The sequence below is a fragment of the Klebsiella sp. HMSC25G12 genome (assembly GCF_001807705.1).
In the GTDB taxonomy this organism is placed as follows: domain Bacteria; phylum Pseudomonadota; class Gammaproteobacteria; order Enterobacterales; family Enterobacteriaceae; genus Klebsiella; species Klebsiella variicola.
This window is the reverse complement of the sequence record NZ_KV789807.1, coordinates 1-1,222: the sequence shown is the minus strand read 5'-3', so window position 1 is coordinate 1,222 and position 1,222 is coordinate 1. Positions and strand designations below refer to the sequence as shown.

At 47.8% G+C, this 1,222-nt stretch carries 1 protein-coding gene; it reads right to left on the bottom strand.

Annotated features, from left to right (window positions below; all coding sequences use genetic code 11):
• Positions 1-908: 908 nt before the first annotated feature.
• Positions 909-1,222: hypothetical protein (locus HMPREF3096_RS31170; RefSeq protein WP_218069936.1), on the bottom strand; the 314-nt coding region annotated here is incomplete at its 5' end.

Sequence of the window (1,222 nt, the reverse complement as noted above, 5' to 3'; positions counted from 1 at the left end):
TACACTAAATCAGTAAGTTGGCAGCATCACCCCCTGTCTGCCCTCATTTGTCAGTACTCTTCTGCCGCTGCCGGTAAGAAACTGCTTCGCTTCGATGTTCACTTATTATTTCCCTAACAAAGTTGTTGTTAATTCTGTTAAAGCGTTCGCCCCTAAGGCCCGTTCGCCACTTTCGGTGATAAGCGTAAGAACAAGCCGCGTATCCACGGTATCAGCTCAGAGCTGTAACGAACAGCAGCCCCAGGGGAAATAGTCCGGTCAGAACCGGTACCTTACACCGGATTGATGTCTACTGTATGCCATAAATGAGGGAAAACTGGCGATGGCCATTCTCCTGATTCTGATCACCGGCAAGCGTTCCAGGCAGCAAAAGAGCGTACGTAAGACAACATACCTTTGAGGGTCTTGACCTTCAACGTGCCCGACCCGGCCCCCGCCGCGCGGACGAAAAAAAGAGAAAAAATAAAAAAAAAGAGAAAAAATAAAAAAAAAGAAAAAAAGAATATGCCGAAAATGTGCACAGTCGCGACCCACGCAGAGCGTGGCGCTCCGGAGCAAAGGCTTTGCAGGACTATAGGGCATGTTGTCTTACGTTTTGAGTGTGATGGTTCGATCCCACCAGCTTTCATGAATTGTCCCGCCGGGTGGACTGCTATAAAGTGCATACCAGCACTGCAGCCCCTGCCGGTGATGATGAATAATTCCGTCCGGCGAGTATTGAGCAAGACCTTCACTACGTATTAAAACCTGGAACTCCGGGATGACGATGCCTGAGGTGATTTACCACCGGAAGTAAAAATTCGTTTATGGCGCCAGCAGCTGGTACCTGGCAGAGTTAAGTTCTTATCGCAAAGGATGATAAAAATGAGCCATGGCAAATGTGAGCCGACAAACACGAATGCCGCCGATTACAAGCTGTACGCGCGATTCGATGCTGGTGAAACGCTTGAAAGCGTTTTAGCCTCTCCACCGACCACGAAGCACAATAAAGTAACTTCTGAAGGAAACATCAGGACAGAACACAGAATGTGGATGGCGTGGAGAAAGAAGCATCCCAGACCACTCTGATTATCAGTGACGATTAATAAGGATAAAACATGCGAACGACAAGTATCACCCTGTGTCTGGTTTTGGCGAGTTTTGGTGTATCCGCTAAAATCCTTGCAGACCCAGACCTTACTTACCAGGCAAGGCTTTGTTGAATAAATCAGATTTCGGGTAA